The sequence below is a fragment of the Vibrio sp. Isolate25 genome, from assembly GCF_022398025.1.
Taxonomy (GTDB): domain Bacteria; phylum Pseudomonadota; class Gammaproteobacteria; order Enterobacterales; family Vibrionaceae; genus Vibrio; species Vibrio coralliilyticus_A.
In genome coordinates, this window is record NZ_JAKEUT010000015.1 from 1 (window position 1) to 16,778 (window position 16,778).

Genomic DNA, 16,778 nt, shown 5'->3' on the forward strand with positions numbered 1-16,778 from the left:
AAACGCTTAAAGAGCCTTCGAGGAGATTTATCTATCCTCTTTATAGACAAACGCCCTAAGCCAAATCGGCCTAGGGCGGTAAAAATATCAAAGACCCGATACCCTGTTAATCGCTACGCAGCTCCTCTTAAGTGAACTACGTTGCGCTCTTGAAGCGGGCTTTTTCTTTAAAACACTTTTGTTTCCAGTCGTATGATGCGTTCATTGTGCCTCCAAAATATAGCGACAATAAGCAGCATCGACGGTGAAAGTCCCATTGAATTGAGGTATTGCAGCAGCTCTACCATATCTAGATGAACTCATTGCGGAAGGTTTCCCATAACCCCATTGCTACCGGAATAGCCGTGCCGATGATGCCGCCGTATTGCACACCTTCTGCCGTGATACTCGCGGTAATCAGTTCAGGGAGTCGCTAAGGCCACACCTGCCCCAGCAGGGCGTTCCCTTTTTGCGTGGACGGTTGGTCTAAGTCGCTATTCATCACCTAAAAACCTTCACAGCATGAAGATCCAAACGTATGATCAGGTGTAAAACAACCAGCACGAAGCAAGATGATTCGCGCTGCTTTTCCTCTGTAGTCAATCCTTAAGGAAGCACAATGAAAAAATGGATCACATTAGCGCTGGCCAGTCTTTTAGCCCTACCCACATGGGCGGGTCAGTTTAAAACGATCAAAGATGTCGAAGTTCACTACTCCGCATTTAACTCCACATTCCTAACTCCGCAAGTCGCGCACAGCTATGAGCTGAAACGAAACGGCTACTCAGCGATCATTAATATCAGTGTGTTAGACAATTACCAGGCTGGTAAACCGGCTATAACCGCGAAAGTTAGTGGCAGCGCGAAAAACTTAATCGGCCAAACTAAGACACTTGAGTTCCGCGAAATTAAAGAAGGCTCTGCGATTTATTACCTCGCTGAATTCCCTATTTCGGAAGAGGAAAATCTGACATTCGACATTGACGTTAATGCTGGTAATAAAGGCACGGGCAGATTAAAGTTCACCCAGAAATTTTACGTGGAAGAGTAACGGCTAAATAGCCTTACCAATATAGGCACAAACAAGATTATGAATGCACAAAAAATTGTCCTAGCGACAGGTAATCAGGGCAAAGTTCGTGAGATGGCCGATCTGCTGGCAGATTTCGGTTTCGATGTTGTGGCACAAAGCGAATTTAATGTCTCAGAAGTTGCTGAAACTGGCACAACATTTATTGAAAACGCCATCATCAAGGCTCGTCATGCAGCGAAAGAAACTGGATTAGCTGCCATTGCCGACGATTCAGGCCTTGAAGTCGACTTCCTAAAAGGAGCTCCGGGCATCTACTCTGCACGTTATGCCGGAGAAGGCGCAAGTGACCAGCAAAATCTGGAAAAGCTGCTCGATGCAATGCAGGGCGTGCCGCAGGAGCAACGTACCGCACGCTTCCATTGTGTGTTAGTGCTGATGCGTCACGAATTAGATCCAACCCCAATAGTCTGCCACGGTAAGTGGGAAGGCCGTATTCTGACTGAGGCTCAGGGCGACAATGGTTTTGGTTATGATCCGGTTTTCTTCGTTCCAGAAGATAACTGCGCATCGGCAGAGCTTCAACCAACACGTAAAAAGCAACTTTCTCACCGTGGTAAAGCGCTTAAGCAGTTGTTTGCGACACTTTCTGAGCAGCAATAATGAGTCAATTGATTCCACCAGCGCTGAGTCTTTATGTCCACATCCCTTGGTGTGTACAAAAATGTCCGTATTGCGACTTTAACTCGCACGCGTTAAAAGCCGACATCCCAGAGCAGGAGTACATCGCTGCTCTGCTGGAGGACCTTGATACTGATATCGAGCGTTATCAGCTTAAAACCAACCCACGGACACTCCACTCCATATTTATCGGTGGAGGGACGCCAAGTCTCATCTCAGCGCAAGGAATCGCTGATTTACTTGCTGGCATAGAAAAAAGAATCGCGTTTAAAGACGGGATTGAAATCACTATGGAAGCGAATCCGGGCACAATTGAAGCGGAGCGCTTCGCTGGGTATCGCAAAGCGGGTGTGACGAGAATTTCGATTGGTGTGCAGAGCTTCGAACAGCAGAAACTCGAACGTCTAGGGCGTATCCATGGTCAGGATGAAGCCGTCAATGCCGCGAAACTGGCTCACAAGATTGGTTTAAACAGCTTTAATCTTGACTTAATGCACGGTCTGCCAGATCAAACCGTAGAGCAAGCCCTCGCGGATCTGGACAAGGCGATTGAGCTTAACCCGCCACATCTTTCGTGGTATCAGCTCACTATTGAACCCAATACCATGTTCCACTACAAGCCACCTGTTCTGCCCGACGATGATGACTTGTGGGACATTTTTGAACTCGGCCACCAAAAGCTGGCTGAAGCGGGTTACGTCCAGTACGAAATCTCCGGCTACAGTAAGCCAGAATATCAATGCCAACATAATCTCAACTATTGGCGTTTTGGCGACTATCTCGGCATTGGCTGTGGCTCGCATGGCAAACTCAGTTTCGCTGATGGACGTATCATCCGTACGACTAAGGTCAAGCACCCGAGAGGCTATCTGGCAGCGTATCAGAATATGGTAAAACCCTACCTAGACAATGAAGCCGATGTCGCTAGCGAAGATCGCCCTTTCGAATTCTTTATGAACCGCTTCCGTTTGATGGAAGCCTGCCCAAAGCAAGACTTCTTGGATACCACCGGCTTGGGTTTTGAATCGATTCAAGAAACCATCGACTGGGCGAAAGAGATGCAATACCTCAGCGAGTCTGATACGCATTGGCAAATCACAGAAAAAGGAAAGCTGTTCCTTAACGATTTGCTCGAAGCGTTTATGGCGGAAGAGGAATAAAAGGCTGGAACAAATTTTAAAGGGTTGACGACATGTTCAACCCTTTTTGTTTTTCATCGTTCCAAACTTGTCTCCACTGTCTCGGAGCGAAGTTTAGAATATCGAGCGGCCAATTCGCTCAGCGAGTAGCTCTAGTGCTCTGGTCCCCGCGAGAGAGTTACCTGAAGGGTCCAGCTCTGGAGACCAAACCGCAATCGTCATTTCCCCCGGTACGATAGCGATGATCCCGCCACCAACACCAGATTTCCCTGGCATACCGACTCGGTAGGCAAACTCCCCAGCACCATCATACAGGCCACATGTTGCCAGCAAAGCGTTAAGCTGCTTGGTTTGGGTAGGCGTCACCACAGGCTTGCCTGTTTGCACTGAAGTGCCTTTATTAGCCAGATAGCTGAATGTTTTCGCTAAATCGACACAGCTCATCTTCAAGGCACACGCATGGAAGTAGTTATTCAGTACTGGGATCACATCATTGTCAAAGTTGCCAAAAGAGCGCATCAGATAAGCAATCGCCGCATTCCGATCGCTGTGCATCATCTCTGATGCTGCAACTATCTTGTCATAACAGATATGAGTATCGCCCGATAGTTGACGGACAAATTCCAGCAAGCGTTGTCTCGGTGCAGACAGACGGCTTTGCAGCAAATCGGCAACGACTATTGCTCCTGCATTAATGAAAGGGTTACGTGGAATTCCCTGCTCCATTTCAAGCTGAATCAGAGAGTTAAACGCCTGACCAGAAGGCTCCTTGCCTACCCGAGCCCAAATCTCATCAGGGGTATACAACCCCATTGCCAACGTTAAACTTAACGCTTTAGAAATGGACTGAATGGAAAAAGGTTCATCGGCGTCACCAGCTTTAATCACTTCTCCCTTATTGGTGAAGACAGCAATTGCCAGTTTGTTAGCCGGAACTTTTGCCAGCGCAGGAATATAATCGGCAACTTTTCCCTGACCGATAAGCGGCCTGACCTCTTGCAGGATGTCGGCTAAAATTTCTTTTGTCGGTTTCATTACTTACCTATATTTCAAAGGCTTATTATTTTTCTTGTAGGGTCAAAAAAGCCAACATCAAAATGTTGGCTTTCTCATTCGCTTTTATTTCGCGGGTGACTTAGCTAACACGCTTAAACTTAATGTCCCACACTCCGTGACCTAAACGGTGACCACGTGCTTCAAACTTGGTCAGAGGACGATCTTCCGGACGTGGAACAAAGTCACCATCCTCGGCGATGTTCTCATATCCAGGCGCTTGATTCATCACCTCAATCATATGTTCTGCGTAATTTTCCCAGTCTGTCGCCATGTGGAAGATGCCTTCACCAACTGAGAGTTTTTGGCGCACCATTTCAGCAAAATCGAGCTGTACAATACGGCGCTTGTGGTGGCGCTTCTTGTGCCATGGGTCTGGGAAGAATAATTGCAGTGTTGCTAGGCTGCTGTCTGGGATCATTTTAGCAAACACTTCCACAGCATCGTGACACATCACTCGTAAGTTGGTCAGGCCAGCTTCACGTGCATCAGCAAGACACGCGCCCACACCTGGGCTGTGAACTTCAATACCAAGGAAGTTTTTCTCAGGCGCATTTTTCGCCATTTCAACCAGAGATGCACCCATACCGAAACCAATTTCCAGTACCACAGGGTTATCGTTACCAAACACTTCTTTCCAATCAAGAAGCTTTTCTTGGTAATCAATACCCATTGTCGGCCAGCATTCATTCATTGCGCTTTCCTGACCTTTGGTCAAACGGCCTTCACGACGCACAAAGCTGCGCACTTTGCGTATCAGTTTACCGTCTTCATTGTATTCGTTAGTGGTCACTTCACTCATGATTCTGCCTGTCTAAAAATTGCTCTCGACTTAAAGGGATTGTGATTATCCAAAGAATCGACACTGGTGCAAGTATTTTAGGTCATTTCACGCAGAATAAACCCTTACTCTTTATCAGTTGTACTTTAGCCTGTATCTGTGGTGCAATTTTAGCTAACCCAATAAATATAAAATTACCGAGCAAGTCGTGACTCCTTTTGCTAACGCCATCCTAGAATGGTACGAAGACTACGGAAGAAAAAACCTTCCGTGGCAACAAGATAAAACCGCGTATAGCGTCTGGCTGTCTGAAATCATGCTTCAGCAGACTCAGGTCACTACCGTGATTCCTTATTACCAGCGTTTTCTCGAACGCTTTCCGACCGTTGTTGACCTCGCCAATGCAGAGCAAGATGAAGTGCTTCACCTATGGACAGGGCTCGGCTATTACGCACGAGCGCGTAACTTACATAAAGCTGCCAAGATTGTGGCAGAGCAATATCAGGGCGAATTCCCTCTCGATATCGAGCAGATGAACGCCCTACCGGGTATAGGCCGCTCTACTGCGGCGGCTGTATTGTCATCTGTCTATAAACAGCCACACGCCATTTTAGACGGTAATGTGAAACGTACACTGGCGCGCAGCTTTGCTGTTGAGGGCTGGCCGGGGCAAAAGAAAGTCGAGAATCAGCTTTGGCAGCATGCTGAAGAACACACTCCCGACACCGATGTCGATAAGTACAATCAGGCAATGATGGATATGGGGGCCATGGTGTGCACTCGCAGTAAGCCCAAATGTACACTGTGCCCAGTGTCTTCTTTTTGCGCCGCATACAAACAAGGCAATCCTCTCGACTACCCGGGCAAAAAACCGAAAAAAGAAAAGCCAGTCAAAGAAACCTGGTTCATTATGCTCCATCACCAAGGGCATGTATGGCTGGAGCAACGCCCACAGTCGGGGATTTGGGGCGGACTATTCTGCTTTCCAGAACACTCTGAAGCCCAACTCGATCATCAACTGACAATACGTGGTGTCCTTGATAAGGACATTCAACGTCGCGATCAGTTGATTGCTTTTCGCCACACCTTTAGTCATTACCATCTCGATATCACACCAATTTTGGTAGACCTATCAAAGCAACCCGATGTGGTGATGGAAGCAAGCAAAGGTCTTTGGTATAACTTATCGCAACCTGAAGAGATAGGTTTGGCCGCTCCGGTAAAACAGCTACTGGAAAGCCTGCCTTTCGAACTTCAATATTGATTAACTCTAAGGAGTCGTTATGAGCCGCACTGTATTTTGTGCTCGACTACAAAAAGACGCAGAAGGTCTGGATTTTCAACTGTACCCAGGTGAACTCGGTAAGCGTATTTTTGACAACATTTCTAAGCAAGCTTGGGCAGAGTGGCAACACAAGCAAACCATGCTGATCAACGAGAAAAAGCTCAACATGATGGATCCTGAGCACCGTAAATTGATTGAAACAGAGATGGTCAACTTCCTGTTTGAAGGTAAAGATGTCCATATCGAAGGCTACACGCCACCAAGCGAATAAGGTTTTCCCTTTAGGTTAAGGATAGAGAGAATGACATCAACGCGTTGCTTTGATGTCATTTTTTTAGGATAAATATGAAGAAGTTAGCTTACTTTTTTCTGGCAATGATACTCACTGGTTGTAGCCGTGAGTTTATTGAAAACATCTATGATGTAAACTATGAACCCACCAATCGTTTTGCCAAGAACCTAGCCGAGCTACCCGGCCAATTTCAAAAGGATACAGAAGCCCTTGACGCCTTAATCAGCAGCTTCTCCGGTAACATTGCAAAACGCTGGGGGCGCGGAGAAATTAAGTTTGCTGGTAAAAGTAACTATGTAAAGTACATCGACAATTACCTTAGTCGTTCGGAAGTCAATTTCGACAAAGGCACCATTATTATCGAAACCGTTTCGCCTACTGACCCAAAAGGCCACCTTAAAAATGCGATTGTTACCACTCTACTAACCCCAGATGATCCTGCAAACGTCGATTTATTCTCTTCCAAAGATATCAAGCTAGAAGGTCAGCCGTTCCTATACCGTCAGGTCGTCGATCAAGATAACAAACCTATTCAATGGTCATGGCGAGCGAACCGTTTTGCCGATTACCTGATCGCCAACAAGCTCAAAGTCAAAGATGTCGACTTCAAAAAAGCCTATTACGTTGAAATTCCTATGGTTGAGGAACAATTTGAAATTCGCAGCTATAAATATGCGGATATTGTCCAACGCGCTTCACGCCGTTACGGTATACCTGAAGATCTGATTTATGCGATTATCAAAACAGAAAGTAGCTTTAACCCGTATGCAGTAAGCTGGGCCAACGCCTACGGTCTGATGCAGGTGGTGCCTAAAACCGCAGGGCGCGATGTATTTAAGTTGGTAAAAAAGAAATCCGGACAGCCCTCTCCAGAATACTTATTCAACCCAGAAAATAATATCGATACCGGTACTGCGTATTTCTACATTCTCAAAAGCCGTTACCTAAAAGATGTCCGTCATCCTACTTCTCTAGAGTACAGCATGATCTCCGCTTACAACGGTGGCACTGGCGGAGTACTCAATACCTTTAATCGTAGTGACAGAAAACGAGCAATGCGCGACCTCAATTCACTACAACCAAATCAGGTTTACTGGGCACTGACCAAAAAGCACCCCAATGCAGAAGCTCGTCGTTACTTAGAAAAAGTCACAAAATTCAAAAAGGATTTTAACGCTGGTAAATCATAAGCACTAAAAACGCCTAAATTATCGGCACTCAACCACTTTTTTGAATTTTTTTCTAAAAACAAGTTGACGGCAAGACCGAAAATCCGTTTAATAGCGCTCCGTTGCCCGGATAGCTCAGTCGGTAGAGCAGAGGATTGAAAATCCTCGTGTCGGTGGTTCGATTCCGCCTCCGGGCACCACAATTTTGTTATTGTTGGTGCTTAGCACGAACAGTTAGTAAAAGAATACAGTGTGCCGACTTAGCTCAGTAGGTAGAGCAACTGACTTGTAATCAGTAGGTCACCAGTTCGATTCCGGTAGTCGGCACCATTCTTTTGCCTCGATAGCTCAGTCGGTAGAGCAGAGGATTGAAAATCCTCGTGTCGGTGGTTCGATTCCGCCTCGAGGCACCATTATTTGGTGTTTATCTGAAGAGATGACACAAATAATTCCCCCTTAGTTCAGTTGGTAGAACGGCGGACTGTTAATCCGTATGTCGCAGGTTCGAGTCCCGCAGGGGGAGCCACTTTCAAAAAGCCAAGTCGAAAGACTTGGCTTCTTTCGTTTTTAACTGCGACTTACTTGTTCCAAGTAAATATCTCAGAGCTGGCCACCCGTGTTGAGTCCCAACATAGGGCCATATTAGAAATAGCTCAGGTCACTTTTCCTTTAGGCGCAGATTCTGTAGTCAAACAAGTGAAAAGCACGCTTTAGAGCATACTTTTTTGTCTCTTTAAAACTACTATTCCCTACTCTCTCAAGTATAACTTCTGTTGCTAGCTATACACTTCTTATTCGAAATGAGCAAAAACAGCCCATTAAGTATAGAAAAACAACAAACGATATTTTTTTTGCAATTTAATGTTGACCTCTAAGACGAAAAGCCTTTTAATACACCTCGTCGCCCGGATAGCTCAGTCGGTAGAGCAGAGGATTGAAAATCCTCGTGTCGGTGGTTCGATTCCGCCTCCGGGCACCACAATTTATTAATTGTTGGTGCTTTGCACGAACAATAGTTAAAGAATACAGTGTGCCGACTTAGCTCAGTAGGTAGAGCAACTGACTTGTAATCAGTAGGTCACCAGTTCGATTCCGGTAGTCGGCACCATTTCTTTAAACGAATAATTCCCCCTTAGTTCAGTTGGTAGAACGGCGGACTGTTAATCCGTATGTCGCAGGTTCGAGTCCCGCAGGGGGAGCCATATTCAATCAATGAGCAAATGCTTGTTGATTAAAAAGGCGCCGACTTAGCTCAGTAGGTAGAGCAACTGACTTGTAATCAGTAGGTCACCAGTTCGATTCCGGTAGTCGGCACCATTATTCCCCCTTAGTTCAGTTGGTAGAACGGCGGACTGTTAATCCGTATGTCGCAGGTTCGAGTCCCGCAGGGGGAGCCATATTAGAAAAAGCCTCATCACACGATGAGGCTTTTTCGTATCTAACGCTCCTGCTTTGTTCCAAAGCAATGTCTCAGACCTAGCCGGCCACGTTGAGTCCCGCAGGGGGAGCCATTTTCAAGAAGCCAAGTCGAAAGACTTGGCTTTTTTCGTTTTTAACTACGACTTACTTGTTTCAAGTAAATGTCTCCATTCTGCACGTCATCTCTCTTCACACATTGAAAATAGCAAACCTAAAATAAGAACTACGAAACTAAAAAAGGGCTGGCACGTAGGCGCCAACCCTTTATAAATAGCTATATTTCTTGAGGCTATTACTCAGTGCCGCCCACCGTCAAAGAATCCAGCTTCAATGTCGGTTGTCCTACTCCCACAGGCACGCTCTGACCCGCTTTACCGCAAACACCCACACCTCGGTCAATACTAAGGTCATTACCGACCATAGAGACTTGCTGCATCGCTTCAATACCTGAACCGATCAGTGTCGCACCTTTTACAGGGCGAGTAATCTTACCGTCTTCAATCAAGTAGGCTTCTGAAGCAGAGAAGACGAATTTACCGGAAGTGATATCCACCTGACCACCACCAAAGTTTGGTGCATACAGTCCCTTCTTCACTGTTGAAATAATCTCTTCTGGCGTGTGCTGCCCCGGAAGCATGTAGGTGTTGGTCATACGTGGCATTGGAAGGTGCGCATAAGACTCACGTCGGCCATTACCCGTCGGCGCAACGCCCATTAAACGTGCGTTGTGCTTATCCTGCATGTAACCTTTAAGTACACCATTTTCAATCAAGGTGTTGTATTGTCCCGCAACCCCTTCATCATCAATATTGAGAGAACCACGTAGATCTTTTAGAGTGCCATCATCAACAATGGTACAAAGATCAGACGTCACTTTTTCTCCAACCTTTCCACTAAACACAGAAGATTCCTTACGGTTAAAGTCGCCTTCCAACCCGTGCCCTACCGCCTCATGAAGCAGGACACCAGGCCAGCCTGAGCCTAATACAACCGGCATCGCACCCGCTGGTGCAGCTTCCGCTTCAAGGTTAACTAGCGCCATACGAATCGCTTCATCTGCATATTGGTAGGCTACTTTGATACCCTGCTCTTCAGTCAAAAAGAAGTCATAACCAAATCGACCGCCACCACCAGCACTGCCTCGCTCACGACGTTCGCCTCGCTGAGCCAGTACACTGATAGACAAGCGTACCAGTGGGCGAATATCTCCGGCATAAGTGCCGTCTGTTGCGGCAACAAGCATCTGCTCATGCACACCGCTTAAGCTTACCGACACTTCTTTAATCAAAGGCTCTTTGGTACGGATATACGCATCCAGTTCTTTCAGCAGCTGTGTTTTTTGTTCTTTCTCCCAGCTCTCAAGTGGGTTTACTGCAGCGTAAACTTGTTGATTGTCACTGCGCTTAAATGCCTGAACCTGAGCATTCTGCCCCTGCTGAGCAATGCCACGAGCCGCAATCGCACTTTGCTTTAAGCCTTCAAGCTGAATTTGGTCTGAGTAGGCGAAACCTGTTTTCTCACCAGCAACCGCTCGCACACCGAGACCACAGTCGATGTTAAACGAGCCATCCTTGATGATACTGTCTTCCAGAACCAATGATTCATGCCAGCTCGACTGAAAATAGATATCTGCGTAGTCAATCTGACGACTGGCAATGCTCGCTAAGGTCTCTGCAATGTCTTGCTCGGTCAGACCAGCCGAGTTTAGCAATGCATCTTCTACTTGGTTTATTGTCATACTTCGCTCTTAAACATGTAAATGGTTTTGAAACCGGGTGTGGCTGAGAGTCGGCATCGCCTTACGGATGTCATCTACTCTCTCTAAATCAATATCCACTAACAAATTTTGCGGTTGAGTGTCGAGACGAGCAACCACCTCTCCCCAAGGAGAAATTGCCATGGAATGCCCCCAAGTTTCTCGCCCACAAGGATGAACCCCAGTTTGATTGACTGCAATCACCCAACTCTGAGTTTCTATCGCGCGTGCTCTGAGTAAAGGCTCCCAATGCGCTTCACCTGTCACAGCCGTAAATGCAGCAGGCACCAGTAATACATTGGCACCTCGTCGCACCAGCTCATTGTATAGCTGTGGAAAACGAACATCATAGCAGATTGTTAAGCCTAAATGAGCGATAGGCGTATCGACCGATACAATTTGTTCTCCCGGCTTAAAGGTTTCGGATTCGCGATAACGCTGATGTGAATCGGCAACATCGACATCAAACATATGCAGCTTATCATAGTGTGCGATGAGCTCACCTTGAGGGCTGAAGACTAACGAAGTCGTAGTCACATCATTACCACACCGAATCGGCATGCTCCCGATGACTAAAAAAACAGAGTGGCGCTTAGCTATCTGCGCTAGCTTTGATTGAATCGCTCCCTGATTCAATGGCTCGGCCATCGTGTGGTAATCCGTTCGATTACCAAACACTAGGCAGTTTTCTGGGGTGACCACCAGCTTTGCTCCCGATTTAGCTAAATCAGCGACTTGCTGTTGGATATAGGCCAGATTTTGTAGAGGATCTGGCCCTGAGGTCATTTGAATTAGTCCCACTCGTTCCATGAGCGCTCCTTACTCTTTCGTTGCTTCGCGTAAATTTTCCGGCAACTTAAACTCACCTTTGCTTCGCGACAGCTCTTTAACCACTGGCGCATCCAGCGGGCCTTTGACTTCGTAGTTAACCTGAGTAAAGACCTCGACTACAGGTGAAATCACCGTGGTAATAGCCAAAACATACAAAGCGGTTTGCGGTGTGACAGCAAACGCTGTCAGTACAGGGATACCCGATGTAATATCAGGAACAAAGTTTACCTCCGCATCCACAGTACGTGAGTTTAAGTTGGCCAACCCCTTAATGGTCATCTCACCTGCAACAGCATCCATCTTAATATCATTAGTCAGAAAGATACCATTTTTAATCTCACCGCTGCCGGTAATGGAGTTGAACGCCATGCCGTTGTCGAATACATCACTAAAATCGAGCTGCATTTTTCGAATAATGGAATCTAAGCTAAAGAGGCCGAGTAGCCGCGCTGCACCACTCACATCTGAAATTTGACCTTTACCTAGCTGAGTCGATACATGCCCTTGGAGAGTATCGACCCTCATCGACCATGGAGAACCATCCCACTCAATTTTTGAGTCAATCTCAAACGGCGCTTGCTGAATGCCAGACGTTATGCCGAAGCGCTCCATCACATCGCTGTTGTTTTCACCGGACATCGCGATATTAAAATTGGTGTGACTGGTTTCTTTTGTCAGTCGCCACGAACCATTCATATCCACCTTATTCGCGCCGCTTTGGAAGGAGAGTTTTTTCCACTCAAGGCGGTCTCCTTGACGCTGAAGATCTAAGTGAGTTTTCCCCACTTTATAGCCTTGTAGCCAGAAATCATCGATAGTAAGCGTGATATTGGGTATCTGCTCATGGAAGGTTCGCTCAAAATCACTGATCAACTCTTTCTGATCTTTGCCTGCTTCAAACAACGATGTATCTTTATACTCTGTATCTAACGCTGGGATATAGACATGTAACCTATCGAGCGCGATGGAGAGATCATAAGGTTCAATATAGCTTGCCTCACCTGCGACCTCTTGGCTTTCAAGGCTCATATGCCAACCCAGATTTTTGCGCTTAGCGGTGAAATCAACATCATTCCATTCTATCCCAGCCAAAGTCAGTTCCCCAACATCCAACTCCAATCGATTTGGCATCGGAATTTCGGGCGTATTCATAGTGTTCAAAACCGCTTTATGGGTACCTGATGTAGGGGGGGAAAGACGTTCAGCCCACTGCTCAATATCTAACTTATCCGTGCGGATCTGAACTTGATGACCCGCTACCGGGCTCATTTTAAAACTGCCTTTACCTAAAATCAGGTTCGTTGCTTTTAACACCGGAGTCTCTGGGCGAATGTCAATTTCAGCCTGATACTTCAAATTCGGCAACTGAAGACGAGCCGTAATACTTTCCTGATTCCCCGAGGCTTGCATACTGGCTTCACCAGCTTGATGTAATTCTTTATTGAGTGGATAAGGATAGTGACTGCTCACCAGCTTCAGGTCAGCACGAGTATCCAGTTGGTAAGTAAAGCCGACGTCATTAAGCTGGATATCAACTCCCATTCGCCACGGTGCATGGCCATCGAGAGGCTTAGTCCAACGCCCGCCGAGATAAGGTGTCAGAGGTTTCAAATCCCAATCACCGACCGCATCAATATTTACGCTGTAGCCTTGACCTGCATTTTCACCAGCAAAGTCTATCGCTACAGGTTGTTTCAACAAGTGCGCTGACAAACCTGCCGCACTGACGACGTCATTATCAAATTCGACTCGGCCTGAAACCGTTTCTAGTGCTACTGGAGGCGTCTCAATTGTAACCTGATTTTCATCCAAGTCAGCGAAGCCCCAAGCTCGTACTTCCTCATCAGAGCTAAACGGTATATTGAGCTTAAAGCTGGATGTCACTTTGCCATCCACCTGTACCGCTGTTAAAGCAGCCCCTACAGAATCAACCAATGGCGTCGCCGTCATATAATCTCGAACGGCATTACCTTGTGCGACTGCACTCGCTTCTATTTCGATATGACCACCGGGAGCAAGCTCAGGTATACGGCCAGTAATTCTAGTGGCCTCTACATCCATTAAAGTTGCACTACGTGAGTCGAGGTACATAGCATCGTTTTGGAAGAGTAGATCTAGTTGTAAATCTGTGATGGTGGGCCAAGCTGTATCAAAGCTGAACTGGGCTTGCTTCAACCCAGCCCAAGCCTGAAAAATGCCATCATTATTATGGTAGGGAAAGTCCGCTAGCTCACCGTACCAGAGTAACTTGGCCGTATTCACTTTTCCGCCTTGAATCGCCGTCGAAAGGTAATCGGTTAAGTCTCGCCCAAGGGCCAAAGTCGGCAAGTAACGCCAAGTTTCCCCTGCGTTATATACATCGGCTTCGGCGTAAAATGACAGAAGCGGGCTTTTATCATTGGGAAAATCGAGTCTAAACGCACCGAGCACCTGAAGATCGGGTGTAGCCGCCGTTACCTTATCCGCCCACAAACTCCAGCCATCTTTGTTGTTCTGCCAAACCATATCCACTTGGCCTTGCTTGATGTTCAACGGAGCCTGAAAGACCTCTCCATAAGGCAATACATCATCAATTAAGGTCACACTGGCTTGAGCTTGATGAACATCACCTGATATTTTCGCCGCAAGCTGATGAATACCCGGCAGCAACTCCCATTGCTTCATAGAGCCATCAGTAAGCTCTGCTGAGTATTTGAGTGAATCCAAAGCTTCACCGCTCATCGAAACCCGAATATCTTCTACTAAGCCTCCAAGGGCTAAAGTCTCCAAGAGCTGAGTCGTTTTTTTGGATTCTGGCGCCAGTTTAACCAAAGGCAGGATAGCACTAAGATCAAGTTGAGAGATGTTGAGCAGCCAGTGTTCTGGCTGCCACTGATAAGCCATATCTAACTCAGGCCATGGTTCACCATCCGTTTGTAACTGAAGTGAGTGAGCATTAACTTGCCAACCTTCCCCTTTAGGCTCCAGTTGTAAAATGCCCGACTCTATTAACAGCTCGTGTTCTTTTCCTTCTTTCCACGTCAGTTCTGAAGGTTCGAGCGCAACATAGGCATTAGTCGGTTTATTGTTCTGTAACGTAATCCAGCTATTTAAACTAACCTGACCTTTCTCTATCCCTGTTTCAGTCTTGAGGTACTTGGTTAGCCAAGGCGTCACTAAAACATTATCCACGGCCAAGTAGAATTCACCGCTCACTTCCGCTAGTGAACCATGATCGACAAAGTTAGCTTTAACCTGAGCAGAGTTTAGGTTGCTGTGAGCAATGCTAATCTCACCGTCTGCGATGTGGCGTCTGCCTTTGTTTTGCCAGAATAACTTCACTATTTCCAGTTCACGCTTTGAACCATCAATTCCCTGCAGGAATATTTCAGAATCCACCAGAGAGAAGCTATCTAGCTGACGCAAGAGAAGCTGATCTAATTGCTGAACAACACTCTTCTGCTCTCCTTGCGGTTGCATGGCCGCTTTCTCACCCGATTTGACCCATTCGATGGAGCTGATATCCAACTTGAGGCTATGGATACTGAGGTCAGCAATCACTGGGCGCCTATCAATTAGAGACTGAATGAGATCAAATTCGACTTCAACCGTTTGTGCCGAAAAGTGAATACCACTACTTTCAGGCGTCTTCGCGCGTACATTTTGTAGAGAGACCGAAGGGTGCGTATTGCGCCAGAATCCACTGATGTTATCAATGTCGAAGTCCAGCTCTGAGCCTTGGTTGACCCAGCCCTGAATCTCACTTTGGAAGTGATTAAGCTGTGGCAAAGTAATGCGCAACGTGGTGATGGCAACAGCCATGGTGACCAATACCGTCACCAAGAGCCACATTAATACCTGAATTAAGCGTCTAGCTATGGTGTTCACAAAAAGCCTACATCATGACAACGTCAAATTGCTCTTGAATATAAAGGGGCTCAGTTTGAACTTTCACCTGCTTGCCAATAAAGACTTCCAGCTCTGCCAGCGCGTGCGATTCATCACCTTGTAGTGCATCCGCAACGGAAGGAGAAGCGTAAACCACAAACTTGTCTGCATCATATGCCCGATTCACTCGAGTGATTTCACGAAGAATTTCATAACAAACCGTTTCGACCGTTTTCACACTTCCGCGCCCCTCACAAGTTGGACAAGTCGAACAGAGAATATGTTCAATACTTTCGCGTGTGCGCTTACGTGTCATCTCGACCAAGCCTAATTGCGTAAAGCCATTAATGTTGGTTTTGACTCGATCTTTATCAAGGGCAGCTTCCAGTGAAGTAAGTACACGCTTACGGTGTTCTTCTGACAACATATCTATGAAATCAATGATAATAATACCACCAAGGTTACGTAAGCGAAGTTGGCGGGCAATCGCCTGAGTCGCCTCAACATTGGTATTAAAAATCGTTTCTTCGAGGTTGCGACGGCCAACAAAAGCACCTGTATTAATGTCAACCGTTGTCATCGCCTCTGTCTGATCAATGATCAGATAGCCACCAGATTTGAGTTCCACTTTACGCTCCAGAGAACGCTGAATCTCATTCTCAGTGTCGTACATATCGAAAATAGGCTTATCACCGTCATACAATTCAAGCTTTTCTGTCAACTCAGGCACATACTCAGAGGTAAATTCTTTGAGGTTTTCAAATTCCAAACGGGAATCAACCAATATCTTGGTCAATTCTGTCCCCACAAAGTCACGCAGAATACGTTGGGACAAGCCAAGTTCACCATACAGAGTGGAACGGGTTTTGTACTTCGAACGACGCTCATTCACTTTAGACCAAAGTCGTTTGAGGAATGCCGCGTCCTGAGCAAGTTCAGAATCATGTGCCCCTTCCGCAGCAGTTCGGATAATAAAGCCACCATCTTCATCGCAGTAATGACCAACGACTTTTTTGAGACGGTTACGCTCCTCTTCGCTCTCGATACGCTGTGAAACCCCCACATGACTTGCGCCTGGCATAAATACGAGATAACGGGAAGGTAAAGTGATGTCTGTGGTCAGGCGAGCACCTTTGGTCCCCAGCGGGTCTTTAACTACTTGGACGACAATATCCTGCCCTTGACGAACCAGTTCAGAAATATCCCTCACCTGAAACTGCTGCTTTTCATTCTCAGCCACACATTCAGTATGCGGAACAATGTCAGAGGCATGGAGAAACGCCGCCTTGTCGAGGCCAATATCAACAAAAGCTGCTTGCATGCCCGGTAGGACACGACTCACTTTGCCTTTGTATATATTGCCGACTATTCCACGCTTCGCCTCACGTTCAACATGGATCTCTTGTAGGGTTCCCCCTTCAATCATGGCCACACGAGTTTCACTCGGGGTCACATTGATTAGCAACTCTGCACTCATCGGCGCACCTCAAAATTTT

The 16,778-nt window shown here is 46.6% G+C and carries 12 protein-coding genes, 9 tRNA genes and 1 pseudogene; 15 read left to right on the top strand and 7 right to left on the bottom strand.

Going from position 1 to position 16,778, the window contains the following annotated elements; genetic code table 11:
* Positions 1-289: 289 nt before the first annotated feature.
* Positions 290-481: pseudogene (locus L1D15_RS18715) on the bottom strand (hypothetical protein).
* Between the two features lie 117 nt (positions 482-598).
* On the opposite strand from L1D15_RS18715, the gene L1D15_RS18720 reads away from it, so the two are divergent.
* From L1D15_RS18720 to hemW, 3 genes are read left to right on the top strand one after another with little or no spacing between them, the layout of a single operon-like run.
* Positions 599-1,030, top strand: a complete 432-nt coding sequence (locus L1D15_RS18720; RefSeq protein WP_239876675.1) for a DUF4426 domain-containing protein — start codon at positions 599-601, stop codon at positions 1,028-1,030.
* Between the two features lie 39 nt (positions 1,031-1,069).
* Positions 1,070-1,672 (top strand): XTP/dITP diphosphatase, encoded by a 603-nt coding sequence (locus L1D15_RS18725; protein ID WP_239876676.1) that lies wholly within the window; start codon positions 1,070-1,072, stop codon positions 1,670-1,672.
* Positions 1,672-2,850 carry a radical SAM family heme chaperone HemW gene (gene hemW, locus L1D15_RS18730; protein WP_239876677.1) on the top strand — a complete coding sequence of 393 codons (1,179 nt, stop codon included), beginning with the start codon at positions 1,672-1,674 and terminating at the stop codon, positions 2,848-2,850. The genes L1D15_RS18725 and hemW overlap by 1 nt, the downstream gene beginning before the upstream one ends.
* A 93-nt stretch (positions 2,851-2,943) precedes the next feature.
* Here hemW and glsB read toward each other — a convergent pair whose 3' ends face one another.
* On the bottom strand, positions 2,944-3,864 hold the full coding sequence (glsB, locus tag L1D15_RS18735) for a glutaminase B (RefSeq protein ID WP_019277252.1): 921 nt from the start codon (positions 3,862-3,864) through the stop codon (positions 2,944-2,946).
* Between the two features lie 100 nt (positions 3,865-3,964).
* Positions 3,965-4,684, bottom strand: a complete 720-nt coding sequence (trmB, locus tag L1D15_RS18740; RefSeq protein ID WP_239876678.1) for a tRNA (guanosine(46)-N7)-methyltransferase TrmB — start codon at positions 4,682-4,684, stop codon at positions 3,965-3,967.
* A 187-nt stretch (positions 4,685-4,871) separates the two neighbouring features.
* Between trmB and mutY the strand changes: the two genes are divergently transcribed.
* From mutY to L1D15_RS18800, 12 genes are all read left to right on the top strand, one after another.
* The gene (mutY, locus tag L1D15_RS18745) at positions 4,872-5,927 is read left to right on the top strand and encodes an A/G-specific adenine glycosylase (protein WP_239876679.1); all 1,056 of its coding nucleotides are present in this window, start codon (positions 4,872-4,874) and stop codon (positions 5,925-5,927) included.
* 19 nt (positions 5,928-5,946) lie between these two features.
* A complete protein-coding gene (locus tag L1D15_RS18750; RefSeq protein ID WP_006958274.1) occupies positions 5,947-6,219 on the top strand; it encodes an oxidative damage protection protein in 273 nt (90 codons plus the stop codon).
* A gap of 74 nt (positions 6,220-6,293) precedes the next feature.
* Positions 6,294-7,430 (top strand): membrane-bound lytic murein transglycosylase MltC, encoded by a 1,137-nt coding sequence (gene mltC / locus L1D15_RS18755; RefSeq protein ID WP_239835127.1) that lies wholly within the window; start codon positions 6,294-6,296, stop codon positions 7,428-7,430.
* A 103-nt stretch (positions 7,431-7,533) separates the two neighbouring features.
* Positions 7,534-7,609: transfer RNA gene (locus L1D15_RS18760), tRNA-Phe, on the top strand.
* 54 nt (positions 7,610-7,663) lie between these two features.
* Positions 7,664-7,739 (top strand) — tRNA-Thr (locus L1D15_RS18765).
* Between the two features lie 7 nt (positions 7,740-7,746).
* Positions 7,747-7,822 (top strand) — tRNA-Phe (locus L1D15_RS18770).
* 37 nt (positions 7,823-7,859) lie between these two features.
* Positions 7,860-7,935, top strand: a tRNA-Asn gene (locus tag L1D15_RS18775).
* Between the two features lie 377 nt (positions 7,936-8,312).
* A tRNA-Phe gene (locus L1D15_RS18780) sits at positions 8,313-8,388 on the top strand.
* 53 nt (positions 8,389-8,441) lie between these two features.
* Positions 8,442-8,517 (top strand) — tRNA-Thr (locus tag L1D15_RS18785).
* Between the two features lie 18 nt (positions 8,518-8,535).
* Positions 8,536-8,611 (top strand) — tRNA-Asn (locus tag L1D15_RS18790).
* A gap of 39 nt (positions 8,612-8,650) precedes the next feature.
* A tRNA-Thr gene (locus L1D15_RS18795) sits at positions 8,651-8,726 on the top strand.
* Between the two features lie 4 nt (positions 8,727-8,730).
* Positions 8,731-8,806, top strand: a tRNA-Asn gene (locus tag L1D15_RS18800).
* A gap of 314 nt (positions 8,807-9,120) precedes the next feature.
* On the opposite strand, the gene tldD is transcribed toward L1D15_RS18800, so the two are convergent.
* From tldD to rng, 4 genes are read right to left on the bottom strand one after another with little or no spacing between them, the layout of a single operon-like run.
* Entirely contained in the window at positions 9,121-10,566 is a 1,446-nt protein-coding gene (tldD, locus tag L1D15_RS18805; protein ID WP_239876680.1) for a metalloprotease TldD, read from the bottom strand.
* Between the two features lie 9 nt (positions 10,567-10,575).
* Positions 10,576-11,394: a carbon-nitrogen hydrolase family protein gene (locus tag L1D15_RS18810; protein WP_239876681.1), complete on the bottom strand. Its 819-nt coding sequence runs from the start codon at positions 11,392-11,394 to the stop codon at positions 10,576-10,578.
* 9 nt (positions 11,395-11,403) lie between these two features.
* Positions 11,404-15,282, bottom strand: a complete 3,879-nt coding sequence (locus tag L1D15_RS18815; RefSeq protein WP_345779269.1) for a YhdP family protein — start codon at positions 15,280-15,282, stop codon at positions 11,404-11,406.
* A gap of 7 nt (positions 15,283-15,289) precedes the next feature.
* Positions 15,290-16,759 (bottom strand): ribonuclease G, encoded by a 1,470-nt coding sequence (gene rng / locus L1D15_RS18820; RefSeq protein WP_239835124.1) that lies wholly within the window; start codon positions 16,757-16,759, stop codon positions 15,290-15,292.
* Positions 16,760-16,778 lie beyond the last annotated feature (19 nt).